This is a genomic window from Acinetobacter bereziniae LMG 1003 = CIP 70.12, assembly GCF_000368925.1.
Taxonomy (GTDB): domain Bacteria; phylum Pseudomonadota; class Gammaproteobacteria; order Pseudomonadales; family Moraxellaceae; genus Acinetobacter; species Acinetobacter bereziniae.
In genome coordinates this window covers 733,894-756,083 of sequence record NZ_KB849755.1, presented here as the reverse complement: position 1 = coordinate 756,083, position 22,190 = coordinate 733,894, and the positions used below count along the sequence as shown (strand labels likewise).

The 22,190-nt window shown below is 37.1% G+C and carries 26 protein-coding genes; 14 read left to right on the top strand and 12 right to left on the bottom strand.

Going from position 1 to position 22,190, the window contains the following annotated elements; genetic code table 11:
- Positions 1 to 2: 2 nt before the first annotated feature.
- Entirely contained in the window at positions 3 to 269 is a 267-nt protein-coding gene (locus F938_RS05335) for a YeaC family protein (protein ID WP_004831521.1), read from the top strand.
- A 191-nt stretch (positions 270 to 460) separates the two neighbouring features.
- Positions 461 to 907 carry a hypothetical protein gene (locus tag F938_RS05330; protein ID WP_005030061.1) on the top strand — a complete coding sequence of 149 codons (447 nt, stop codon included), beginning with the start codon at positions 461 to 463 and terminating at the stop codon, positions 905 to 907.
- Positions 908 to 934: 27 nt separating this feature from the next.
- Here F938_RS05330 and F938_RS05325 read toward each other — a convergent pair whose 3' ends face one another.
- On the bottom strand, positions 935 to 1,930 hold the full coding sequence (locus F938_RS05325) for a glycosyl transferase family protein (RefSeq protein WP_005030059.1): 996 nt from the start codon (positions 1,928 to 1,930) through the stop codon (positions 935 to 937).
- A 421-nt stretch (positions 1,931 to 2,351) separates the two neighbouring features.
- Here F938_RS05325 and F938_RS05320 point away from each other — a divergent pair, with 421 nt between their 5' ends.
- On the top strand, positions 2,352 to 3,698 hold the full coding sequence (locus F938_RS05320) for a dicarboxylate/amino acid:cation symporter (protein WP_005030057.1): 1,347 nt from the start codon (positions 2,352 to 2,354) through the stop codon (positions 3,696 to 3,698).
- A gap of 157 nt (positions 3,699 to 3,855) precedes the next feature.
- Here F938_RS05320 and prfH read toward each other — a convergent pair whose 3' ends face one another.
- On the bottom strand, positions 3,856 to 4,446 hold the full coding sequence (prfH, locus tag F938_RS05315; protein WP_005030055.1) for a peptide chain release factor H: 591 nt from the start codon (positions 4,444 to 4,446) through the stop codon (positions 3,856 to 3,858).
- 298 nt (positions 4,447 to 4,744) lie between these two features.
- Between prfH and cgtA the strand changes: the two genes are divergently transcribed.
- Entirely contained in the window at positions 4,745 to 5,959 is a 1,215-nt protein-coding gene (cgtA, locus tag F938_RS05310; protein ID WP_004831516.1) for an Obg family GTPase CgtA, read from the top strand.
- Between the two features lie 58 nt (positions 5,960 to 6,017).
- The gene (gene proB, locus F938_RS05305) at positions 6,018 to 7,151 is read left to right on the top strand and encodes a glutamate 5-kinase (RefSeq protein ID WP_004831515.1); all 1,134 of its coding nucleotides are present in this window, start codon (positions 6,018 to 6,020) and stop codon (positions 7,149 to 7,151) included.
- Between the two features lie 42 nt (positions 7,152 to 7,193).
- Here proB and F938_RS05300 read toward each other — a convergent pair whose 3' ends face one another.
- The 3 genes from F938_RS05300 to F938_RS05290 are packed head-to-tail and all read right to left on the bottom strand — an operon-like array spanning position 7,194 to position 9,566.
- Entirely contained in the window at positions 7,194 to 7,688 is a 495-nt protein-coding gene (locus F938_RS05300; RefSeq protein ID WP_227567110.1) for a hypothetical protein, read from the bottom strand.
- Between the two features lie 55 nt (positions 7,689 to 7,743).
- On the bottom strand, positions 7,744 to 8,391 hold the full coding sequence (locus F938_RS05295) for an HAD-IB family hydrolase (RefSeq protein ID WP_005030050.1): 648 nt from the start codon (positions 8,389 to 8,391) through the stop codon (positions 7,744 to 7,746).
- Entirely contained in the window at positions 8,358 to 9,566 is a 1,209-nt protein-coding gene (locus tag F938_RS05290; protein ID WP_004831511.1) for a DUF1615 domain-containing protein, read from the bottom strand. The genes F938_RS05295 and F938_RS05290 overlap by 34 nt, the downstream gene beginning before the upstream one ends.
- An 83-nt stretch (positions 9,567 to 9,649) precedes the next feature.
- Here F938_RS05290 and dusB point away from each other — a divergent pair, with 83 nt between their 5' ends.
- Complete coding sequence (gene dusB / locus F938_RS05285) at positions 9,650 to 10,672, top strand: tRNA dihydrouridine synthase DusB (protein ID WP_005030046.1); 1,023 nt, start codon at positions 9,650 to 9,652, stop codon at positions 10,670 to 10,672.
- 24 nt (positions 10,673 to 10,696) lie between these two features.
- Here the strand turns inward: dusB and F938_RS05280 are convergent, their stop codons facing one another.
- Positions 10,697 to 11,572: a LysR substrate-binding domain-containing protein gene (locus F938_RS05280; RefSeq protein WP_005030042.1), complete on the bottom strand. Its 876-nt coding sequence runs from the start codon at positions 11,570 to 11,572 to the stop codon at positions 10,697 to 10,699.
- 142 nt (positions 11,573 to 11,714) lie between these two features.
- On the opposite strand from F938_RS05280, the gene F938_RS05275 reads away from it, so the two are divergent.
- Positions 11,715 to 13,136: an aspartate ammonia-lyase gene (locus F938_RS05275; RefSeq protein ID WP_034708777.1), complete on the top strand. Its 1,422-nt coding sequence runs from the start codon at positions 11,715 to 11,717 to the stop codon at positions 13,134 to 13,136.
- Between the two features lie 459 nt (positions 13,137 to 13,595).
- Here the strand turns inward: F938_RS05275 and F938_RS24665 are convergent, their stop codons facing one another.
- Positions 13,596 to 13,730 carry a DUF4291 family protein gene (locus F938_RS24665; protein WP_005030038.1) on the bottom strand — a complete coding sequence of 45 codons (135 nt, stop codon included), beginning with the start codon at positions 13,728 to 13,730 and terminating at the stop codon, positions 13,596 to 13,598.
- Positions 13,731 to 13,936: 206 nt separating this feature from the next.
- Between F938_RS24665 and F938_RS05270 the strand changes: the two genes are divergently transcribed.
- Positions 13,937 to 14,446 carry a DinB family protein gene (locus F938_RS05270; protein ID WP_005030037.1) on the top strand — a complete coding sequence of 170 codons (510 nt, stop codon included), beginning with the start codon at positions 13,937 to 13,939 and terminating at the stop codon, positions 14,444 to 14,446.
- A gap of 52 nt (positions 14,447 to 14,498) precedes the next feature.
- Here the strand turns inward: F938_RS05270 and F938_RS05265 are convergent, their stop codons facing one another.
- From F938_RS05265 to F938_RS05255, 3 genes are all read right to left on the bottom strand, one after another.
- Positions 14,499 to 15,542, bottom strand: coding sequence for an NAD(P)H-dependent flavin oxidoreductase (locus F938_RS05265; protein WP_005030035.1), 1,044 nt, complete (start codon positions 15,540 to 15,542; stop codon positions 14,499 to 14,501).
- Between the two features lie 128 nt (positions 15,543 to 15,670).
- On the bottom strand, positions 15,671 to 16,372 hold the full coding sequence (locus F938_RS05260) for a VIT1/CCC1 transporter family protein (RefSeq protein ID WP_004831504.1): 702 nt from the start codon (positions 16,370 to 16,372) through the stop codon (positions 15,671 to 15,673).
- A gap of 100 nt (positions 16,373 to 16,472) precedes the next feature.
- Positions 16,473 to 16,817: a hypothetical protein gene (locus F938_RS05255; RefSeq protein WP_004831503.1), complete on the bottom strand. Its 345-nt coding sequence runs from the start codon at positions 16,815 to 16,817 to the stop codon at positions 16,473 to 16,475.
- Positions 16,818 to 17,366: 549 nt separating this feature from the next.
- Here F938_RS05255 and F938_RS05250 point away from each other — a divergent pair.
- From F938_RS05250 to F938_RS05235, 4 genes are all read left to right on the top strand, one after another.
- Entirely contained in the window at positions 17,367 to 17,777 is a 411-nt protein-coding gene (locus tag F938_RS05250; RefSeq protein ID WP_009585049.1) for a roadblock/LC7 domain-containing protein, read from the top strand.
- Positions 17,778 to 18,146: 369 nt separating this feature from the next.
- Positions 18,147 to 18,503: a hypothetical protein gene (locus tag F938_RS05245; RefSeq protein ID WP_004721834.1), complete on the top strand. Its 357-nt coding sequence runs from the start codon at positions 18,147 to 18,149 to the stop codon at positions 18,501 to 18,503.
- Positions 18,504 to 18,867: 364 nt separating this feature from the next.
- On the top strand, positions 18,868 to 19,083 hold the full coding sequence (locus tag F938_RS05240) for a DUF1653 domain-containing protein (RefSeq protein ID WP_005030032.1): 216 nt from the start codon (positions 18,868 to 18,870) through the stop codon (positions 19,081 to 19,083).
- 143 nt (positions 19,084 to 19,226) lie between these two features.
- On the top strand, positions 19,227 to 19,820 hold the full coding sequence (locus F938_RS05235; protein ID WP_004831499.1) for an O-methyltransferase: 594 nt from the start codon (positions 19,227 to 19,229) through the stop codon (positions 19,818 to 19,820).
- 62 nt (positions 19,821 to 19,882) lie between these two features.
- Here the strand turns inward: F938_RS05235 and F938_RS23670 are convergent, their stop codons facing one another.
- Positions 19,883 to 20,089, bottom strand: coding sequence for a KTSC domain-containing protein (locus tag F938_RS23670; protein WP_004831498.1), 207 nt, complete (start codon positions 20,087 to 20,089; stop codon positions 19,883 to 19,885).
- A gap of 227 nt (positions 20,090 to 20,316) precedes the next feature.
- Between F938_RS23670 and F938_RS05230 the strand changes: the two genes are divergently transcribed.
- Positions 20,317 to 20,814 carry an endonuclease V gene (locus F938_RS05230; protein ID WP_005030030.1) on the top strand — a complete coding sequence of 166 codons (498 nt, stop codon included), beginning with the start codon at positions 20,317 to 20,319 and terminating at the stop codon, positions 20,812 to 20,814.
- A 96-nt stretch (positions 20,815 to 20,910) separates the two neighbouring features.
- Positions 20,911 to 21,267, top strand: coding sequence for a VOC family protein (locus F938_RS05225; RefSeq protein ID WP_005030028.1), 357 nt, complete (start codon positions 20,911 to 20,913; stop codon positions 21,265 to 21,267).
- Between the two features lie 60 nt (positions 21,268 to 21,327).
- On the opposite strand, the gene ahpC is transcribed toward F938_RS05225, so the two are convergent.
- Positions 21,328 to 21,891 carry an alkyl hydroperoxide reductase subunit C gene (gene ahpC, locus F938_RS05220; RefSeq protein WP_004721823.1) on the bottom strand — a complete coding sequence of 188 codons (564 nt, stop codon included), beginning with the start codon at positions 21,889 to 21,891 and terminating at the stop codon, positions 21,328 to 21,330.
- Between the last annotated feature and the right edge of the window lie 299 nt (positions 21,892 to 22,190).

Here is a 22,190-nt window from a genome sequence, read left to right as displayed (position 1 = left end):
CCATGAATATTGAACAGATGCTTTCTATTTTAGATGCTGATATCGTTGAACGATTAAAAACAGCAGTAGAAATTGGGAAATGGCCAAATGGTGTGGCACTGACTGCTGAGCAGCGTCAAACTTGTATGCAAGCGGTAATCGCTTGGGAACATCAAAATGTTCCTGAAAAAGAACGTACGGGTTATATTGATAAAGGTCATAAAGAAGAGGGTGAGGAGTGTGACTCACATGTTCCTGAACCAGAATTTAAACCAATTCGTTTTATCTAACTGTGTAAAAAACATTTGAACCGTAAAGTAGCCTTACTTTATGGTTCAAATACTCAATAAAAAAACAATAATATTTAAGCTGCTACAATGATGATGGTATAAAACGGTCTATACGTTAAAAATCAGAAATATGTAAAAAGGCGACAAAGATATTCAGGAAGATAAAAATTCTTAAAAATATAGAGGTTAAAGTGCTACAGCTGCTCAAAACAATAAAGCTTGTTCATCTCAGTCTAATCTTCATCTCTGCAATTTCCACCAGCTCATTCGCTGAACGAACAAGTGGCGCAAGTCCTATTCAATGCTTATTAGATGTGACTGTGATTGCAAGTCAAAATTTCCAAACGCCAGTCACACAATATACATCAATTAAAAATGATGGTTATCCGATGCTATTAATTGGTATAAAAATTGATAATGCTTATACAGCTGACTCTTCAAAAAAAATAAAAACGCACCATTTATATTGTTCAAAGCTGATTGGTCAGCAAAAAGATGCATATTTATCTGGACCACATATACAGAATAAAAACGTGATCCAAATCGGTGATCAGTTGCAACTCCTCAATATTCATTCTTCAGGGAAAAGTTATCCTTTTTGGTCTGATTTTTATTTTATACAAAAGCGTGATCATTGATCATCACGCTTTAGTAGAAACTTCAATTTAGAAACGTGTGTTCCAAAGATGTTGAGCTTTACTCATGGCTTCAGGGTAGTTATTTACAATACCCATGGTATATAAAGCAATCCCCATCGTTTCGGTAACGGCAATCTCGCCATAGTCATGTGTTTGTTGACCTTCCCAGACAGCTTTAAACACAGACAGATCCAGTTGTTCTTCTATTGGACTACGATTATCCGTTAATTTTGGTAATTCATATTCATAGAGTTCACCATCTTGGATACCACAAATCAGCGTTTTCGCGTCAGGGTTTCGCTCAAACTCGCCACCTTCACCTTTAATCACTGCGCTATTTTGATAACCCAGTTGAAAAGCTGCCTGTTGATGCGAGCTACGATAAGCAGGGTGAAAAATAGCTTGCATGGTGGCTTTGGCATTGAACGGGTTAATCAGGCGAGCAAGAGTATGTATTGGAGAGCGTAATCCCATGACATTTCTGAGATTGATCAAATCTGCTAAAATTGGCGAGATTACATCCAAAGGCAAATAAGCAAAATTTTGAGTCTCTAACTGTTGTTTGACTTCAGTTTCATTTTGGCAAATTGGAAATCCTAAATACGCTAAAACTTGTTCGGTATAAACACGATTCATGGTATGCCCAGCAGCGCCGTGCATGACGATCTTATAACCGTGTTTAGCCAGTGTCAGAGCTGCCAGCAAAAACCATGGATAATGTTTGCGTTTCCCTGCATAAGATGACCAGTCTAAATCCACAGAAAGTGCTTGGAAGTTCAATTGGTCTTTGGTCGCTTGGACAAAGCCAGTGAGTTCATCTACAGATTCTTCTTTTACACGAAGTAGCATCAAGAATGCACCTAGTTGTACATCAAGCACTTCATTTTTTAAAATCATCGAAAAAGCTTGATAAGCTTCATCATAAGTTAATGATCGTGCACCATTTTTTCCTTTACCAATGATTCGCACAAACTGCGCAAAAGGATGTTCAAAGTCTTTATAAAGATTGCGTTTGGTATTCATATGGATGCAGTCATAAGCCGAAGAAACAGTGCAGTACACTATGCCATAAATGAATTGAAAGGGTATAGATCCAAGTGGTATTAGACTAAGGTCTAAGCAAAAAATGGACAGATGTTAGCCAAAATTCACATTTACATAGAGATTGATGCTCAAAAATTAATTAAAATAAGCTTGAATAGTGTTTTATTTTTCATCTCCTGTTCTACATTTATTCTGATTTGCATATGGGCAATACAGAGTAAATCTTAAACATCGTCATTTGTTGTCTTTGTTTTGGAAAACGGCTGTTTTCTGAACGGATTTTTATTTTCTAAAAATCTATTTTCTTGATGTTTTCATCAGGATTTTTGCCTGTGTCAGCAAATGGTCGCATTAATATTGGATATTTCTTCGAACAGAAATATAGAAAGAAGTAATTATCATGGCTAAGAAACCGCTGTATAAATCACTCTATTTTCAAGTGATTGTTGCCATTATTTTGGGTGTGATCGTCGGTCACTACTTCCCAAGTGGTACACAATTGATCAATGGTGTTGAAAAGAATATTCCAGGTTTGGGTGAGCAACTTAAACCCTTAGGTGATGCTTTTATTAAGCTCATTAAAATGATTATCGCACCTGTGATTTTCTGTACCGTGGTCAGTGGTATTGCTGGTATGGAAAGCATGAAATCGGTCGGTAAGACGGGTGGTATTGCGCTGTTGTATTTTGAGATTGTGTCCACGATTGCCTTAATCATTGGTTTGGTGGTGATCAATATTGCTAAACCTGGTGTAGGGATGAATATTGATCCTGCTACATTGGATACTTCGGGTATCAGCAAATATGTGGAATCGGGTGCATCACAATCCACCGTTGATTTCTTTATGCACATTATTCCTAATACGGTTGTCGGTGCATTTGCTGAAGGCGAAATTCTACAAGTTCTTTTATTTGCATTACTGTTTGGCTTTGCTTTACATAAGTTAGGAGATGCAGGTAAACCTGTTCTAAGATTGATTGATCAAATTTCGCATGTGTTCTTTAACATCGTGAATATGATTATGAAACTTGCGCCAATCGGTGCCTTTGGTGCGATGGCATTTACCATCGGTAAGTATGGCATTGGTAGCTTAGCGCAACTTGCACAGCTAATTCTTTGTTTCTATATCACCTGTTTGTTGTTCATTTTCATTATTTTAGGTTCGATCAGTCGTTTCTGCGGATTTAGTATTTTAAAAATGATCCGTATGATTCGTGAAGAGTTATTGATTGTATTGGGTACATCGTCTTCAGAATCTGTATTACCACGTATGCTGAAAAAGCTTGAAATTGCTGGCTGTGAAAAGTCTGTGGTTGGCTTGGTCATTCCAACAGGTTATTCATTTAACCTTGATGGTACCTCTATTTATTTGACTATGGCGGCAATCTTTATTGCACAAGCAACCAATACTCAACTGGATATTTGGCATGAAATTACCTTGCTTGCGGTCTTGTTAATTTCATCAAAGGGTGCAGCAGGTGTAACTGGTTCAGGCTTTATTGTAATGGCAGCAACTTTGGCTGCTGTAGGCAATATCCCAGTCGCTGGTTTGGCTTTGATTTTAGGTATTGACCGTTTCATGTCTGAAGCACGTGCATTGACTAACTTGGTGGGTAACTCTCTGGCAACCATCGTCGTTGCAAAATGGGTGGGTAAGCTTGATGTTGAAAAACTCAATGATGCTTTGAACAATCCTGAAGAAGTTGATCGTAAGATGCTTGAGGAAAAAACTGAAGTACATGCTTGAGTTTTTAAAAGTATTCAATGAAAGTATTAAAGGAAGCTGAGGCTTCCTTTTTTAATGTCTGTGTTGAAGCATCCTTCATTTCTTATAAAATTTAAATTCAAACTGATGTTAGACATTCACGCTACTCAGATTTAACGACAACATGCGTATATCTGATTTATCTTTTAAAGCTTTTTACTGCATTACCTCGCTCAATCAACGTGTGTTGTAAATGTTGAGCGTGTTTCTGATGGGCTTGTTGGCTCTCTATCTGTTGTTGTAATTTGAGTGCAATTAACTCTTTTGCTAAACGCTTATTGGCATGTTGACTGCGTTCAGACATAACTTTAACGCTGATTCCTGTGGCAGTATGGGTTGCATGAATAGCGGAGTCAGTGGTGTTGACATGTTGCCCGCCAGCACCAGATGCCCGACAGGCTTGGAAAATAATCGTATCATCCGCAGGAAGTTGCGTAGGGCTTTGAAATTGGCTAATGCCAACAAACCAATTTTTACGTTTGTGATGTGGACGAATTGGACTTTGAAACGTCCATTGAATGGTTCCTAACCAAGAGTTGAGCCAATTTTGGTGGCTGTCATTAATATTACAGATCACGGATGAATAGCCGTGCGGAGTAGTATTACTTTCTATCACTTCGAATTGAATTTTTTGCTTTTGAGCTTCTTTTTGCATTTCTTGCAAAGTGTATTTAACTGCAAGTTCACATTCTGCGGGTCCAAGCGCAGCACTGATTTGGACAATAGACAATATAGAGCATCCTTTAGATCAAACATTTGATCAAAATAAAAAGTATTGATTTAAAAAAAGTAAATTTATAAATTTACACCTATGTTTTTTTGATAGTGAGACATAGACATTTTTTAGCTTGTCTATTATAAAAAAATATCTGACTGAAAAACAATCAAAATATCAGCAAAGGCAGTTTTATTGGATGAATTATAAAAAATGTTTAACAAAATTCATGCTCAGTTGAATAATACTATTCGAGAAATTTTTCAAAATATGGCAGAATATGCGGTTTTAAAGATTTTAGAGGATTGGCAGCATGCGCTTTGTTGATGAAGCAGTCATTACCGTAGAGGCTGGCGACGGTGGCAATGGCGTAGCCAGTTTTCGCCGTGAAAAATTTGTACCATTTGGTGGTCCAGATGGTGGGGATGGTGGTCGTGGTGGCAGCGTATATATTCAAGCTGACGACGATACCAGTACCTTAGTCGATTATCGTTATACCCGTAAATTTCGCGCTGAACGTGGTAAAAACGGTGCTGGCGCAAACTGTGCTGGTCGTGGTGGTGAATCAGTTGTTCTGAAAGTTCCTGTGGGAACCACCATTGTAGATACAGAGTCTGGCGATATTATTGGTGACCTTGTTGAAGATGGTCAAAAAGTTTTAGTTGCACACGGTGGTGATGGTGGTTTGGGCAATACCCATTTTAAATCATCGACCAACCGTTCTCCACGTAAATGTACACATGGGATCAAAGGTGAGTATCGTGAGATTCGCCTTGAGCTTAAAGTTCTCGCTGATGTCGGTTTATTGGGGATGCCGAATGCAGGTAAATCAACCTTTATTCGTGCTGTTTCCGCAGCAAAACCTAAAGTAGCGGATTACCCATTTACCACGATGGTTCCCAACTTAGGTGTGGTTGATGCGGATCGTCATCGTTCATTTGTAATGGCGGATATTCCTGGGCTGATTGAAGGCGCTGCTGAAGGTGCGGGTCTCGGTATTCGTTTCCTTAAACATTTGGCGCGAACGCGTATTCTTTTGCATATTGTTGATGTGCAACCGATTGATGGTTCAGACCCGGCATACAATGCCAAAGCCATTATGGAAGAATTGAAAAAATTCTCGCCAACTTTGGCTCAATTACCGATTGTGCTTGTTTTAAACAAACTTGATCAATTAAATGATGATACTCAAGAAGAATGGTGTAATCATATTCTTGAAGAATTACAATGGGATGGTCCTGTATTTAAAACTTCAGGCTTGCTTGAAGAGGGAACAAAACCTGTTGTGTATTACCTCATGGATCAAATCGAACAACAACGTGAGTTGGAAGAAGAAGATCCAGAGTATGCAGCGAAAATGAAAGCATTCCGTGATCAGCTTGAAGCTGAAACACGTGAACAAACGATTGCTGCAAAAGAAGCTTATCGTGAAATGCGCCGTCAACAACGTCTTGCTGGTATTTTGGGTGATGATGATGAAGACGACGATGGTGACGATGGCGAAATGGAAGTGTACTACGTACGCTAATTTCTAAAGATATCCAAATATTCGGGTATCCGCTTAGAAAAGAAAGACCGAGGATAAGATGATAGAAGTAGTAGATGGGCAACGTCAGCTCAAGGCTTTAAAACGTATCGTTGTTAAAATCGGATCATCTTTACTCACAGCAAATGGGCAAGGTTTAGATTTGGATGCAATTTCGCATTGGGCGAAACAAATTGCAGATCTACACAATGCCGGACATGAGATTATTCTGGTGTCTTCTGGTGCTGTGGCTGAAGGGATGGTTCGCATGAAGCTAGAGAATCGACCCACCGATCTACCCAGTCTACAAGCTTGTGCTGCCATTGGGCAAATGGGCTTAATCCATACTTGGTCAAGTGTATTAGAGAAACATTCGATTCAAACAGCACAAGTCTTGTTAACACACGATGATCTTGCAGATCGTCGCCGTTACTTAAACTCATGTGATGCCTTGCAGAATCTAATTGATTGGAAGGTAATTCCTGTCATTAATGAAAATGATACGGTATCCACCGACGAAATTCGTTTTGGTGACAATGACACGCTTGCTGCTATGGTTGCGGGTCAAGTGCATGCAGATTTACTGATTATTTTGACTGATCAGCAAGGTATGTTTGATTCAGACCCTCGTTCCAATCCCAATGCAAAATTGTTCCATACCGTTCGCGCAATGGATGAAACTTTATTTGATATGGCTGGCGGTGGCGGTAAGTTTGGTCGTGGTGGTATGTTGACCAAAGTTCGTGCTGCTCGTTTGGCAGCGAAGTCAGGCTGTCCAACGCTGATCGCAAGTGGTGAGAGTGACCATGTATTGGCGCGTTTAATGGCGGGTGAATTACTGGGTACACTGTTTATCACCGATGATGATCGCCTAACAGCTCATCAACAGTGGCTTGCTGCGCATTTACAAACAGCAGGGCGTTTGGTGCTAGATGATGGTGCTGTTAAAGCCATTAAAGAAAATCACCGTAGTTTATTGCCTGTTGGTGTAAAAGCGGTTGAAGGGCATTTTGAGCGTGGTGATGTGGTTGAGTGTGTCGACCAACATGGTCATCGAGTTGCGGTTGGGCGAGTAAATTTCAGTTCTCGTTCTGCTGAAATTGTCAAAGGTCTGGCTTCTGACAAGGTTTACCAAGTATTAGGTGAAGCACGTTCGTTGGAAATGATACATCGTAACCATATGTCGATTTATTGATTTCTAAAGTTTTACAGATAAGACCTCGCTAAGGCGGGGTTTTTATTTGGGTATTAATGCTGGAGCTTTATCATTATAAAAATCTGATTTAAATACTTTTTCCCCTACATACGATTTTAAATAATAATGCTGTTGGTGTAAGCGAGAACCACCTTGTATGCCTTGGGCAAAATTCTCATCTTGATTTAATTTGCGTTTAATCGCACTAAAAAAGCGTTTTATATTTTTATCAGGTGTTTTTGAAATTACTCTTAAGGTTATTTTTTCTAGAGCATTCTCAGTTTCTCTTCCACCTTGTCCTTCAATAGCGTAAATACAATATTCATCATCATAGATTTGGTGTTTATTGATTTTTTGTTCTTTATCTAAAAAATAGAAGCCCAGATTTTGATGATCATACTCCAAAAGTTGTATTTTTAGATTTTCAGTTGTGATCACTTTGATTTGAATTTGCTGATTGGAATCAAAGTACTCCATCATCATTTCAATGTTATATTTTTCTAATTCAGGCTGAATGTAGCGATAGAATTGCGTCAATGATGTGATGACATAAATATACGACATAATGAGCTCACATTTAAAATATTAGCTTTCAAGCTAATTTCTTTTCATCTTCAATGTTTGGGAGCAACTGATCTTTACCAACCATATATTTAAAATCAGCTAAATTGAGCATGTCGAGATCCTCTTCACTATTTCCATAAGCAAAGACTTTTTGATAATGCGCTAAATTGTATTTTTCTAAAACTCTCAAACGTTTTTGTTCACAACTACAATCTGGTGTCGCATAATGACCTGTAAATTTTCCCTCAAGAATCTCAGTCTCAGTACAAATCAAATCAATTTTTAATAATTGGCAAATGACCTCTAAATAAATGTCGACAGAAGCAGAGACTAAAACGACATCATCACCATTGTTTTGGTGTTTGAGCAATTGTTGATAAAGGGTGGGATCTAATTGTCCCATGAGACGATAAGCATATTCATCGGCGATATCTAAAATCTCATTGGCATCAGCATGCTTAAACATGGCGTTAAACAACTTTATACGCATCGCATGAGCTGGGTAGATATTTAAATAATAGGCTTGAATCCACGGCAAGATTTTGATGCCTTGTTTGACAATATGTCTTTTGGATAGAGCATAGAAAATGAACCCTGTAAAACTGTCTTTTTTACACAGGGTTCCATCAAAATCAAATAAAGCTAAATTTTTATACGTTTTGCTCGGTGCATACATGTTTCATATCGTCCGTTTACGCGGCTCGCATACCAATTTGTGTTGTAGTCACGACTCAATTTTGGTCCAGAAATAATGACTTCAGGCATTATGGCATATATTGGTTCTTTGCCTGTTTGATTTTTATATAGTTTAGAAACAGCGATATAGGTTTGGGTTTTTTCAAAATCTTGTTCTTTCTCTTGCTTGAGGTCATTACGAAGCTGTCTTGGTGTCACTAGAATATTATTTTGAGCAAATAATGCAGTCAGTGCTTTTTCTGTATCTGTGATGGCAGGGCGAGGATCACCATTTTTATCATAAGATAAAAGGTCACCATCCAGTGCCAAATCGGCTTTAGTCAACTTATCAATCATTTTTTGAAAGGCAGCATTACGACTAGAGTACATCCCTGAATTGTAGTCTGCAAAACGATAGATAGGCTTGTCATAGTTTGCAGGATACATCATCAAGCGGTGAATCCCGTAATACAAACCACCAAATTCCGTATAAAGATCGTCACGTAACTCATTAACATTCATGCTGCTGCGCTTGTGTGCTTTGGCATAATTGATATGTACTTGCATAGATCCTAGTGTAGTGATCGGGTTCATTTTTTCGGCAATATCTTGACCCACGAATTTGGCAGCACCAGTAAGTGCACTGACATGATAATGCTTTGCCATATAGTCAAATATTTCACGATAAAGCACATCCAAATCTTTTTCTGTACGCACACGACTCATTTGTTTTAAATAATTATCATCAGGTGATGGCTGATTTTTTAAAACATTTTCAAAGTAAGATGCGACTGTACCACCAATGGTTGAACCTAATTTATCTTCAAATTTTTCATTGAGTCGAGTGGTCACTTCTTTGACTGCTTTATCACCTAGACCTGGAACTACAGGGTTGGCAACGAAGTTCGACTCTTGATCGACGACAGCGATAATGGTGCAGACATTTTCTTTGTTGGTCGGAATTTTTAATTCGTTTGAAATATCAAAAATATCTTTTGCCCAAGAGTCACGTTGGCTAACACGATTTGGAATCAGCTTTTTAATTTGTTCCTGTTTTAACTGCTCATCATCTTCATTGGCAAACCATGAACCTTTACCACAAGCAATTAGACTTAAAGAAAGAGCTAACACGCTGAAAGATTTAATAAAAGCGTGATGTCGAACTAATTTTTTCATATCGCAGAAAACATACTCAGAAAATGATGAGCCACTATGGCAGATGCAGTATACTATGAAGGTCTAAAAATGTATGAATATATATGTATATTGGTCCCTATCAACTGTCAAATAATTTAATTGTTGCCCCTATGGCAGGGGTGACTGATCGTCCGTTTAGAACACTATGTAAGTACTTTGGTGCCGGGCATGCGGTCAGCGAAATGATGACATCTGATCAGACTTTAAGGATGACCAAAAAAAGTTTATATCGTGCCAATTTTGATGGGGAATTAGCACCCATTTCCGCCCAAATTGCAGGTTCTGAACCTGAACAATTGGCTGAAGCTGCACGTTACCAAGTTTCAAATGGCGCTCAAATTGTCGATATCAATATGGGCTGTCCTGCGAAAAAAGTCTGCAATAAGTTAGCAGGCTCAGCATTGCTACAAGATGAAGATTTAGTTGCCCGAATTTTAGATGCAGTGGTCAATGCTGTGGATGTTCCTGTGACCTTGAAGACCCGTTTGGGCTATTTAAATGGTCAGGAAAATATTCTGCGAGTGGCAAAACGTGCTGAAGAAGCAGGAATAGCAGCTTTGGCTTTACATGGTCGTACCCGTGAAGATATGTATTTAAATACCGCACGATATCACTTGATCAAAGAAGTTAAACAGTTGATTTCAATACCCGTGATTGCCAATGGTGATATTGATAGCCCTGAAAAAGCCAAATATGTGTTGGATTATACCGGTGCGGATGCGGTGATGATTGGTCGTGCGGCACAGGGGCGACCTTGGATTTTTCGCGAAATTGCCCATTATTTAAAAACAGCTGAGTATTTAGCGGCGCCCAATATCCAAGAAGTGAAAGATGTTTTACTTGGACATTTGTCTGAGCTTTATCAGTTTTATGGGGAATATTCAGGTTGCCGTATTGCACGAAAACATATTGCTTGGTACACCAAAGGCTTACATTCAAGCAATGAGTTTCGTCAAAATATGTATAAGTTGGAAAGTACACTTGAGCAAGCCAAAGTTGTAGAACAGTATTTTGACCACTTACTGGATCAAGGCAACCTGATGAGTGATGTACAAGTAGAATCCGTTAATTTATTGGATGTATAATTATAAGCTTTTGAAATGGAAGCCTTAATTTAACACCAAGGCATTCCAAACAAAATTTACTTTTTCTGAGTAAATCAAATGGCTACGGACGATATACACATCCTGAAAGAAGCTATAACCCTCCAAAACCTTTAACTTATTGTCATTCAACTCTTCTTCAATCAATAATCTTGGCAGCCATGCGACACCTAAGCCTTGTAAAGCCAAAGCTTTTAAGTCACTGGCGTTGTCTGTTTCATACAAGGTACGGTAATTTAATTTACCTTCGATCACTTTATCGACACATTTACCCAAATAGGCTTTTTTGCTGTAAGCCAAAAGAGGGAAGTTTTGGCTAAATGAATACTTGGGTTGGTGATTGATTGTTGCTGTGACAGGTAAGACTTCCATTTTGACAATTTTATGATATTTAAAAATACTGGGGTCCAACTGTTGTAAAGTGATTTGATCACAATAACAAATTAAAAAGTCACAAGAGCCTTCTTTTAATAAATAAAGCCCTTGCTGTAAATTGGAGGCGATAATTTCTAATTTTAAATCATCATAATTGCTATATAGTTTTTGAATAAACTTAGGGAAAAATTGAGTTATGAGTGAGTGGGATACTGCAAACTTAATCGATAACTCATTGTCTTTAATATTTTTCTCTAAATAGTTGATGGTGGTATTCATTTGATTTTTGATATTTTTAGATGTCGAGAGCAAGACTTGCCCTGCATCGGTGAAATCAATGCTTTTGCTATAGCGTTTTAAAATCTGAAAGCCAAGCGCTTCTTCAATATTCTGTATTCTGCGTGTGAAAGCAGATTGGGTAACATGACGTAGCGCAGCAGCTTTAGAGATCGATTTTTCTTGATCTAAAGCCAAAAGATCTTCTATCCATCGAATTTCTAGGGTCATATTGATTAGCCGTTCTACATTGCACTCTCAGCATTATAACAAGTGATATGCAAAAAATGCATACATAAATATTTTTTTACATTAGCCAATTTTCAATGCATTTCCTAAGATAAATTTATTCTTTTATTGAGCTGTAATGCAGATGAACATTGAAATTAAAACGCGAGTTGAGAAGGATTTATTAGGACTTAAAGAAGTGCCATTTCATTGTTATTATGGTGTACAAACCCTAAGAGCATTAGAAAACTTTAACTTAAGTTCAACTAAATTAAGTCACTTTCCTGTTTTTATTAAAGCACTTGCAATGGTTAAGGCTGCGTGTGCAGATGCCAATTTCAAACTCAATAAGCTCGAAGAAAATAAATATAAAGCAATTCAACATGCTTGCCAGCAACTGAACAATGACCTGTATCATGAACAGTTTCCGATTGATATGATTCAAGGCGGTGCGGGTACATCGACCAATATGAATATCAATGAAGTGGTCGCGAACATTGGATTAGAGTATTTAGGGCATGCAAAAGGGGAATACCAATATTTGCATCCAAATAATGATGTAAATATGTCTCAATCAACCAATGATGTTTATCCTAGTGCAATAAAAATCGGCTTATTATTTGCTTTAGACCAACTGAATCTGCCGTTCCAAAGTTTAATTCAAAGCTTTGAAAACAAATCAAATGAGTTTTCTCATATCTTAAAAATGGGACGTACTCAGTTACAAGATGCAGTACCGATGACTTTAGGTCAAGAATTTGCAGCATTTGCGCATACATTGCAAAACGATTTGAAAAAAATCAATCAAATTATGCCAGACGCTTTAAGTGTGGTGAATCTTGGCGGAACTGCGATTGGTACTGGTATTAATACTGAAGTTGAGTACCGTATTCTTGCTATTCAAGCTTTATCTAAAATTACCAATAAAACCATTTCAAGTGCGCCTGATTTAATTGAAGCGACTTCGGATATGGGCGATTTTGTTCTGTTATCAAGCTTATTAAAACGTACCGCTACGAAACTTTCAAAAATCTCAAATGATTTACGTTTGTTGTCGAGTGGTCCGCGTGCCGGTTTAAATGAAATTCATTTAGAGCCACGTCAACCGGGCAGTTCAATTATGCCAGGTAAAGTGAACCCTGTAATACCAGAAGCAATGAACCTTGCTTGTTATCAAATTATGGCAAATGATTTGGCAATTACACTCGCTGCTGAAGCAGGTCAATTGCAGCTCAATGCGATGGAACCTTTGATTGCTTTCAAATTGTTTGAATCAATTGATTTGTTAGGCAGAGCAATGCGTATGTTTGAGCAGAAATGTATTCAAAATATTCGTGCAAATGCAGAACATTGCCAAGCTTTGGTCGATAACTCGATTGGTATTATTACGGTGTTGAATCCTTACTTGGGTTATGAAACGACAACGCGTATCGCTAAGCAAGCCAATGAAACTGGGGCAAGTATTTTAGAGTTGATTCGAGCAGAACAATTGCTTTCTGATGAAGTTTTAGCTTCTGTGCTTGCTGTGCAAAATATGGTTCACCCAAAGCAGAAAGATGCGGCTTAATTACCTTATAAATCTAGTTGATTCTCAAGGAAATACTTTCCGTTTCTTTTCTGATTAAAATAACACAGCCTCCAAATGGAGGCTGTGTTATTTGTAGATAGTTAGATTATTTCTAGGTTTGGGTTATTTGAGACATCACTCATTAAGTTCTAAGCGTAATCGAACCTTAAAAAATTAAAACACCCATTCAATTAGGCAATCCGCAAATGTTGTTTTAGCAGATCATTTCAAGGGTAGATCCGCTCTTTTCGAAAATAATTTTTCAGCATATTTATACTCCTGAGCATCAAAATTGTGGCATTTTGATGAGTAGCAAGTGTTGGGTCAGTATGAGTGCTTTATTGCAATCAATATTCCCAAAAAATCACGCTGTATACAGATCGCTAAAATATGATTTTGATTGGTTTGCTTGCCCAATGACTACGCCCCATCAACCATAAAAAGACGGTTTGATCCATGTCATTCTTTGAAAAGAGAAGGGGAGACAAACTTTTGATGTTGTATAGCGAGCTGTGCAATATGTGGGTTATAAGCTTGATAAACCGTAATGCTGTCACGGTCATATACAGCATGGATTTGGTGATATGCATGCATGATAAATCTCACTTGTATTTTTGAATAAGTAAAAGAAAAGAAAACTTATCTAAACAAGTGGAACATGATCGACCGATTGGCAACAAAGTGATTGATCATGATAAAAGCAATTTATATTGATTTTGTTGTCATTTTATTCAAAATAGAATTTTTATCAAGCTGATTAAGTTGATCACTGTACACGCTATGCATAGGTCGTTGAGTAAATGAATAAGGATGATTTAAGACGATTTGCTCAATATAATATTTGGGCGACACAACGTCTTTGTGAATGTTTAAAAGCCGTATCTGATGCAGATTTTAATCAAGATATTGGACTGTATTTTAAGAGTATTGCAGGAACGCTTAACCATTTACTGCTGGGCGAACATTATCTCTGGTATTCACGTTTTAAAGAAAATCACTCTCCAACTATGGCATTAAACACCGTCATTCATCAGGATAAAACGCAGCTTTTGAATGAATTAAGCGATAAAAGCCTAAATTGGTTGAGCTTTATTGATGATTTAGATGAAACAATTTTAACGGGAAACTTGAACTATTTTAGATCGAATGGGGAAGCGCAAAGCTTGCCTTATGCAGATACGCTGATTCATGTTTTTAATCATGGTACACATCATCGAGGGCAAGTAACTGCTGCTATGACGATATTGGGTTATCAATGCCCTGAGCTTGATTGGGTATATATGTTGGTTGAAGAAAATTTACAAGATTGACCAGAATAAATTACAGAAATGACACATCGTCACTTCTGTAATTACTTTGAAATCAAGTGTGATTCATTTCTACAACCAATTGATTCAGTAGATCTTGAGCCTCGAGTTCACGAATTAGAGCAACATTACTACCTGCCCAAAATGCACCAAAGCCAACATCGCCATTTTGTGTTGCCACTGCATTGAGCTGTTTTGCCAAATCATATGCGTATGGATAGGCTGCAACATCTGGACGATCAGCTTGATCAATTCGAGTTTGCCAATGATTGATGATGCCACGTGCTGGGCGACCTGAAATACTTGAGGTAATTTGGGTCAAAGGATGATCAAATAAAGCTTTGCGGTAAGCAGTATTGGCATTTGACGATTTACATTGTACAAAGGCGGTTCCCATTTGCACTGCATCTGCACCGAGATTGAGCATGGCTTTTGCCTGTTGACCATTCATAATTCCTCCAGCTGCAACCACAGGGAGTGAACAGTGTTTTTTGATCAGTTGAACAAGGTCGGAGGTTTTAATTGCACCATCGATCTGTGCATTAAAAATACCACGATGTCCACCTGCTTCAATTCCTTGAGCAATGATAATATCAATCCCTGCTGCTTCGATCGCAAAGGCTTCAGTCAGATTGGTTGCTGAAACAAGCGTTAAAATACCAGCATCTTTTAGTTTTTGGATTTGATATTCATGTGGAATACCAAAGTGAAAACTCACCGCTTTGGGCTGTGTTTCTAAGCATAGATCTAAAAAATCATCGTTGTCTTTAAAGCTTGGATAAATACATTTTAATTCAGTGGGTGGAACTGCACCAAATTTTTCAAATTCAGTGGCTAAATGTGCTATCCAAAGCGTATTGGAATCTATATTTGTGCTTGATGATTCATGACAAAAAAAGTTAAGTTGAAAAGGATGTGGTGTTAAGTTTTGCGTTTCTTTGATTTGTTGACGTGCTGTTTCAACAGTATTTGCCCCAAGCCCCAATGACCCAAGAGCACCTTGATTAGATACTTCAGCTGCTAATAGGGGAGTTGAAACTCCTGCCATAGGTGCAAGCAATATTGGAAGTTTTATTCCTAACTGTTCTAATAAAGACATTTCCTAGCTCCTCAATTTTCATTTACTTTGCCCAAGCTGAGGGCAATAAGCAAATTATGTTCAGTATTTATTTTAAAAATATAATTTAAATACATGTTTATGTGGAGCTGAGGTGAAACAGGTTGATATTAAATCGGAGCGACATGGAAAAGAGAGCCAATCCAACTGGAGAAAGCCATCGCGATAATGCCCCAAATAGCAACTCGAAGGCTGCCTTTAAGCATAGAGGTTCCGGCAAAATAGCTTGATAACGCACCCAAAATAACCAAAGATAAAATTCCGACCACCAAAACCACTTTTTCTAAATAAATTTCAGGGCTGAATAGAATTGATAGCGTAGGCAATAACGCTCCGATCGAGAAAGATAACGCAGAAGAACCAGCAGCTTGGATCGGTTTGGCAGCAGTTATGTCATTGATTCCAATTTCATCACGGGCATGGGCTTCCAATGCATCTTTTTCAGTCAGTTGAATAGCAACCTGATGGGCTAGTTCTGGGTCTAGTCCACGCTGTATATAAATATGTGTCAGTTCTTTAAGTTCTAAATGCGGATTTTTTTCTAATTCGCGTGCTTCAACTTTTAAATCCGCCTCTTCTATATCCGATTGTGATTTGACAGAAATATATTCACCTGCTGCCATTGAAGTTGCACCTGAAATTAAGCCAGCAATACAGGTAATAAGTAGTGTGTGACTCGATGCTCCACTTGCTGCCATCCCCATCACTAAACTGGTCACTGAAATAATACCGTCATTGGCACCCAGAACAGCTGCTCTTAACCAGCCTGTACGTTGTATAAAATGTTGTTCTGGGTGATGTGAATGAGACATAAAGGTGACTCCATATTCAGGGAAGTTAAATCACTTATAATTTAAGTATATGACAAATATAAAAAAGCTCCTATGTCAGGAGCTTTTATTTCAATTCAAATTATTGTTGAGCTTTTTCTTTGACATCGGCTGCACCTTTTTCAACGGCGCCCGCTGCAGTTGCGGTTGCATTTTTAGCCGCATCTACAGTTGCGTCAGCGGCATGAGCGGTTGCATCAGCGGCATGATCTACAGCTGTAGCCGTTGCATTGGCAGCATGATCAGCTGCTTGTGCTGTTGCACTAGCAGCATCTTTAGTGGCATTTTCTACATCATGTTTAGCTTGATCAACAGCATTTTCAACATGTTCACCCGTAGTCGCTCCTGTCTCAGGTGCTTTATCCTTATTACAGCCTACGAGTGCAATCGTAGCAATCAGACCCAAAGCGAGTAAAATTTTATTCATCTTGTATACCTTTTTTAAATTAATATTTGGCATCCAGCAGCTGGATGAAATAAATATAAACACAAAAAAAAACCAAATCAAAAAATAAAATGTAACGTTTTTATAAGCCTTATGCTTTGAATTAACAACCCGAATCCTTCAAACAATATTATTTTCATCAAATCTTAATATATTATTCATAAAATAGTATATGTGTGGTCTTTTTTTATTCAAAAATTATAAGCAACAAGAAAATATAGTCGTGCAACAACATAGTGGAGATGTAAAGTAAAATGTAATGTGCAAAATGGGTATTTTGTGCCGATGCACCATATATGAGCAAGAATGACATTATTGAGGGAAATCTGACATTTATATGTTTAGAATACTATTTAAACAGTTCTTAAAATAAAACTGAGTTAAAGTAAAAAAACATATTTACAAGCAAATAAAAAAAGATAGAATTAAGAAGAAAGTGTGAAATATATCAAATAATTCACTCGCCCCAAAAAGCCCCAAAATGGTGCTTTAAACGCGGGTAAAATGGAAATTTATGGGGTTTTCTTAAATATGTTGGATTTAAACAAATCTCGAAAAGTGCCAGATGATTTTGTGGAATATGCTGAAAAACAAATAAGGCATTTACTGAACGCTGTGAGTGGTGTTGAGTTTGTGATGTTATGTACTTCAGATGGTTTTGAAATTGCGCTGGTCAATAAGAAAAACATTAATAATTCAGGAAAAATTGCTGCTGTAAGTAGCTCAATTTTAGCGATGGTGACTGCTTTTGTATCAGAGATTAATCTTGTTGGATGTCAAACAATTACTTTAGATGCAGAGAATGGAAAGGCATTGCTTACAGCAATTCCGCATCCGACGCATCCTTTAGTTTTGGTTGCCATGACCAATAAAGATATTTTGTTAGGGCAAATGCTATATGAGCTAAAGTCGACTACAGAATTGCTGATGAAAAATATCTAAGGTCTACTTATGAAAATTGTTAAGCGGCTTATATTTTTTATATAAAACGAGATGTTTATCAATAACTGAAATAATCTATTGATAATTGTTGAAAGTTGTAGCAAGTTTTAAATGATTAAAAGCCTAATTTATTTTTAAATTACGCTTGAATAATTAATATTTTTTATGCTATTAAAATAAGCATAGGAAATAATTAATTAAAATTGATTATCGAATAAAATTAAAATAGGTATTCAAGAAGAATACTAATTTTATCCATGTTAGCTAGGGGTATTAATCTTTAGTTAAATAGTAAAGTGTTTTAGTAAAGCAAAATAAAAATTGAATTACTAAAGCAAACAACAATGTCAAATAGAAACGGGGATGCTCATGGCTCGTATCACACTAGATCAATTAACAGATATCGATGGTTTCGTCTGCGCTGCTTTAGTAGACAGCGAAAGCGGTCTTTCATTAGCGACAGCAGGCGCAGGTTTGGACTTGGAATTGGCAGCAGCAGGTAATACTGAAGTTGTTCGTGCTAAGCGTAAAGTTGCCAAAGCATTAAAACTTGATGATGTAATTGAAGATATTTTGATTACTTTAGGTAAGCAATATCATTTGATCCGTCCATTAGATTCAAATGAAAATTTATTCCTTTATCTTGTTTTAGATCGCTCTAAATCAAACTTGGCTATGGCTCGTCACGAGTTAAAAGCATTTGAAAAAGGTTTAGACTTTTCTTGATTTGTTAGGGGCTGTGGACATTTCATAAATGGCTTGCGTTGTAGGTTAAAATTGAGCAGGTAAGGCATGAAATGAAGAGAATAGCGAGACTATTTTTAAGTTTCATAACGTAGCCTGAGATAATTTTAGCCACAACCCTTCGAGACTAGCGTGTTTTTTGGCGCTTCGTCGTTACGAACTACTCATTTAGAATGACTAAATTTCGTATTTCGCGCCTAGAATCGCCTAAAAAACACACCTAGTCGCAAACATAGACGAATTGTCCACAGACCCTATTGAAAAGTAAATAAAAACTCGTCTTCGGACGAGTTTTTTACATTAAGATCATGTATAACATAATAATCGTATTGGTGGTTTTATACTTATGTTGAAAGTCGGAATTTATAGACATTATAAAGGTAATTTGTATCAAGTTTTACATATTGCAACGCATAGTGAAACACGAGAAAAATTGGTGGTCTATCAATGTTTATATGGTGATTATTCAATTTGGGTTCGCCCATATGAAATGTTTATAGAACATGTCAGTTTGGAAGATGGTAAATCACGAGCAAGATTTGAGTTTTTACACACCATCTAATTTAGCCTAGTCATTGATTTACAGTATATGGCTAAACATGATTTGTATGATAAAGAATTTGCGCTACAAAGCTGATAGATTGTCATAGCAATGACGTAAATAATTGAAATAATAACAATGATAGTAAAGAGGAAGTGCTGAATATGAGTTTAAGTCACCCATTTTTGCAACGATTGAATGAACTATATCAGTCTTTTATCAAGTTTGATGCGACACAATGTGATCGAATCAAACGATATCGTAACATCGAACCTGAATCCGCATTATTTCTGGCTATGCAAGTAAGAATTCAGCAGGCAAAAACGATTTTGGAAATTGGAACCTCTACGGGCTATTCCACTTTATGGCTGGCTGATGCCGCCCAAGTCACCGGTGCGCGGGTTACAACACTTGAGATTGATGAACAGCGAACACTACAAGCAAAGCATTATGCCAAAGAGTTGGAGCTAGATCATGTTATTGATTTTTGGGTAGGTGATGCACAACATTATTTAGAAAAATGTCATGGAAAATACGATTTTATATTACTTGATGCAGAGCGTGATGCCTATTTGAATTATTGGGTTTTCTTACAAAATATGATTGAAAATCAAGGGGGGGTGTTGGTGGTAGATAATGTAATTTCGCATGCTGCTGAGGTTAAAAGTTTTACTGATGAAGTCAAGCGAGATACTCGATTTATGACAACGACACTATCTGTGGGCGCTGGGCTTTTTATTGTGACATTCAAAAATTAATTTTCAGTGTTGTATCAGGGAGATTTCTCCCTGACTTTGTGCTGAGAAGGATGTTTTGTAAATTATAAAATTGAAAGTCGTTTAAAATGTACGTCATATTCTAAATACTTGTGCACAAAAGCCGTTTTATCACTACATCGCAATAAATTGTCATATATAAATTCTGGTACAGGATGATAAAGTTCTCCAGAACCATTGTTATAAAAAATTTTTAAATACCGTGAAGAAGCATTGTACTTCCAAGAAGTCACGGTAATCATTGATCCCATAAGCAACCCCTTAAACTTCTGATTGTTCTACAGAAAAAAGTGTTCTGTATGATTTGAAATTAGTCCATTCATCTTTAGAAAAGTATTGTGGTTTTGTAAAAATGCTGAGGATTTTTCTGATAAGCTTATACCACATATGAAAATCTAAAATTTTAAAACAGAGCAAATATCATGAATAAAAGACTCAAAAAGAATGTTTGTTTTATCTTGGAAACAAAGGGGATGCAATGATACTTGCGATAGATGTTGCCTATAGTGGGACGAGTGCGCAAGTTGCTGGAGGCATATTTGATGCGTGGGAAGCAACTGATTTATTCAAGCAATACAGGATTTCTCTAGATCACATCATGGACTATGAATCTGGGCAATTTTATAAGCGTGAATTGCCTTGTATTCAGGCTTTATTGGCACAAATTACAGAGCATATCAATATGATTATTATCGATGGATATGTACATCTTGGGAATGAGCAAAAAGCGGGTTTGGGACAGTATTTGTATGAAGCGTTAATGCTAAAAGTTCCTGTGATTGGGGTGGCTAAAAATCAGTTTACAGGCACACCAAAAGATTGCGAAATTTTGCGAGGACAAAGCCTCCAACCGCTTTATATTTCTGCGATCGGTATTGAGCTTGAGCTTGCCAAGCAATATGTGAAAAGTATGTATGGGAAATATCGAATCCCTAAGTTGTTAAAAGATGTTGATCGTTTAAGCAAAATGCCGTAGCAATAATTGAATTATTTTATAAATCATTACAGCTTTGTTTGTAGAATTTTGACATAAAGTTAGATGTAGTATGATGAAAAAACAGGAGAAATAAAAATGAACCAGCCGTCAGGTGAGCAAAAAATTGCAATTAATTATATTGAATTTAATGTCAAGGATATTCAGCAATCCAAAGCATTTTATCAACATTTGGGTTGGACTTTTACTGACTTTGGTCCAGCTTATTGTGAATTTGATTCTGGCGTGATTAAAGGTGGTTTTGCCCAAGCTGACCACATTCAAAGTGCAGGTGGCGCGTTGATTATTTTGTACAGTGATAATCTTGAACAGAGTTTGCAGCGTGTAACAGATGCAGGTGCGACCATCGTACAAGAGATTTTTAGTTTTCCAGGCGGGCGCCGTTTTCACTTTAGAGATTTAGATGGCTATGAACTCGCCATATGGTCGCATTAGAAAATAAATAAAAAACCACGCTAATCAAGCGTGGTTTTTAAAATCTAATCTAATTTGATATTAGATTTTACCCACTAAGTCGATAGAAGGAGCAAGTGTTGCATCACCTTCTTTCCATTTAGCAGGGCAAACTTCGCCAGGATGACCGTGAACATATTGAGCTGCTTTAACTTTACGAAGAAGTTCAGAAGCATCACGACCAATACCACCCGCATTGATTTCGATGATTTGGATTTTACCTTCAGGATCAATTACGAAAGTACCACGGTCAGCAAGACCAGCAGATTCGATTAAAACTTCAAAGTTTTTAGCAAGTACCCAAGTTGGGTCGCCAACCATTACGTATTCAATTTTTTTGATTTCTTCAGAAGAATCGTGCCAAGCTTTGTGTGTGAAGTGAGTGTCTGTAGAAACAGAATAGATTTCAACACCTAATTTTTTGAATTCAGCATAGTTATCAGCAAGATCACCAAGTTCAGTTGGGCAAACGAATGTGAAGTCAGCTGGATAGAAGAAAACTACAGACCATTTACCTTTAAGATCAGCTTCTGTAACTTCGATGAATTGACCGTTTTGGAAAGCTTGTGCTTTAAAAGGTTTAACTTCAGTATTAATTAAGCTCATCATTATCTCCATGATTGAGGTGTTTATCTAATATATAACTAGAATAATGAATTTTAAGTTATTGGTGAAATAGTATTTTTTTATAGCTAAGATCGGAAAATCAAATTAGCAAGCTCCAGATACTTTTCACCAAAGACAAGTGTCCGTCATTGTTGCATCAACTAAAGCAAATAAAGATGATGTTTGAATGACAAAACCATCCTTTTTAAATCTGTAACAAACATGATGCTTCTGAGCTTATATTTCAAGGGTGAATTTTTAAAAAAGATATAAAAAATATTTCAATGTATAGAAATTGT

Excerpts from the sequence above, each read along its gene's own strand:
- F938_RS05335 (WP_004831521.1), top strand. The coding sequence starts at position 3 with ATGAATATTGAACAGATGCTTTCTATTTTAGATGCTGATATCGTTGAA.
- F938_RS05325 (WP_005030059.1), bottom strand. The coding sequence starts at position 1,930 with ATGAATACCAAACGCAATCTTTATAAAGACTTTGAACATCCTTTTGCG.
- F938_RS05320 (WP_005030057.1), top strand. The coding sequence starts at position 2,352 with ATGGCTAAGAAACCGCTGTATAAATCACTCTATTTTCAAGTGATTGTT.
- cgtA (WP_004831516.1), top strand. The coding sequence starts at position 4,745 with ATGCGCTTTGTTGATGAAGCAGTCATTACCGTAGAGGCTGGCGACGGT.
- proB (WP_004831515.1), top strand. The coding sequence starts at position 6,018 with ATGATAGAAGTAGTAGATGGGCAACGTCAGCTCAAGGCTTTAAAACGT.
- F938_RS05295 (WP_005030050.1), bottom strand. The coding sequence starts at position 8,391 with ATGTATGCACCGAGCAAAACGTATAAAAATTTAGCTTTATTTGATTTT.
- F938_RS05290 (WP_004831511.1), bottom strand. The coding sequence starts at position 9,566 with ATGAAAAAATTAGTTCGACATCACGCTTTTATTAAATCTTTCAGCGTG.
- dusB (WP_005030046.1), top strand. The coding sequence starts at position 9,650 with ATGTATATTGGTCCCTATCAACTGTCAAATAATTTAATTGTTGCCCCT.
- F938_RS05280 (WP_005030042.1), bottom strand. The coding sequence starts at position 11,572 with ATGACCCTAGAAATTCGATGGATAGAAGATCTTTTGGCTTTAGATCAA.
- F938_RS05275 (WP_034708777.1), top strand. The coding sequence starts at position 11,715 with ATGAACATTGAAATTAAAACGCGAGTTGAGAAGGATTTATTAGGACTT.
- F938_RS24665 (WP_005030038.1), bottom strand. The coding sequence starts at position 13,730 with ATGCATGCATATCACCAAATCCATGCTGTATATGACCGTGACAGCATT.
- F938_RS05270 (WP_005030037.1), top strand. The coding sequence starts at position 13,937 with ATGAATAAGGATGATTTAAGACGATTTGCTCAATATAATATTTGGGCG.
- F938_RS05265 (WP_005030035.1), bottom strand. The coding sequence starts at position 15,542 with ATGTCTTTATTAGAACAGTTAGGAATAAAACTTCCAATATTGCTTGCA.
- F938_RS05260 (WP_004831504.1), bottom strand. The coding sequence starts at position 16,372 with ATGTCTCATTCACATCACCCAGAACAACATTTTATACAACGTACAGGC.
- F938_RS05255 (WP_004831503.1), bottom strand. The coding sequence starts at position 16,817 with ATGAATAAAATTTTACTCGCTTTGGGTCTGATTGCTACGATTGCACTC.
- F938_RS05250 (WP_009585049.1), top strand. The coding sequence starts at position 17,367 with ATGTTGGATTTAAACAAATCTCGAAAAGTGCCAGATGATTTTGTGGAA.
- F938_RS05245 (WP_004721834.1), top strand. The coding sequence starts at position 18,147 with ATGGCTCGTATCACACTAGATCAATTAACAGATATCGATGGTTTCGTC.
- F938_RS05240 (WP_005030032.1), top strand. The coding sequence starts at position 18,868 with ATGTTGAAAGTCGGAATTTATAGACATTATAAAGGTAATTTGTATCAA.
- F938_RS05235 (WP_004831499.1), top strand. The coding sequence starts at position 19,227 with ATGAGTTTAAGTCACCCATTTTTGCAACGATTGAATGAACTATATCAG.
- F938_RS23670 (WP_004831498.1), bottom strand. The coding sequence starts at position 20,089 with ATGGGATCAATGATTACCGTGACTTCTTGGAAGTACAATGCTTCTTCA.
- F938_RS05230 (WP_005030030.1), top strand. The coding sequence starts at position 20,317 with ATGATACTTGCGATAGATGTTGCCTATAGTGGGACGAGTGCGCAAGTT.
- F938_RS05225 (WP_005030028.1), top strand. The coding sequence starts at position 20,911 with ATGAACCAGCCGTCAGGTGAGCAAAAAATTGCAATTAATTATATTGAA.
- ahpC (WP_004721823.1), bottom strand. The coding sequence starts at position 21,891 with ATGAGCTTAATTAATACTGAAGTTAAACCTTTTAAAGCACAAGCTTTC.